Annotated in this window: 1 protein-coding gene; it reads right to left on the bottom strand. The window is 52.6% G+C overall.

Features of this window, described 5'->3' with window-relative positions:
- On the bottom strand, positions 1-285 hold a 285-nt coding region (locus LZP73_RS20685; RefSeq protein ID WP_234236849.1), incomplete at both ends, for a U32 family peptidase C-terminal domain-containing protein.

The following is a 285-nucleotide window of genomic DNA, read 5'->3' as shown; positions in this document are numbered from 1 at the left end:
GAAATTACGCATCAGCAGCGCGTAATTTAGCTCAAGATCCTGCGGCACCGGGAGCCACACAGTATAACCATCGCCTGGTGCGACCGGCATAGCTTCACCTTTGGCGTTTTCCATATGCTCAAGGGTAAAGTTAATGTTGCCTTGCGGCGTCATCAGCTCAAGGCTGTCGCCAACGGAGAATTTATTTTTCACCGCTACCGCCGCGAGGTCCCCCTTGCGCTCACCGGTAAACTCACCAACAAACTGCTGGCGGTCAGAAACCGAATAACCGTATTCGTAGTTCTG

Source organism: Shewanella sp. AS16 (assembly GCF_021412365.1).
GTDB classification, from domain to species: domain Bacteria; phylum Pseudomonadota; class Gammaproteobacteria; order Enterobacterales; family Shewanellaceae; genus Shewanella; species Shewanella salipaludis.
This window is presented reverse-complemented; position numbering and strand designations above follow the sequence as displayed.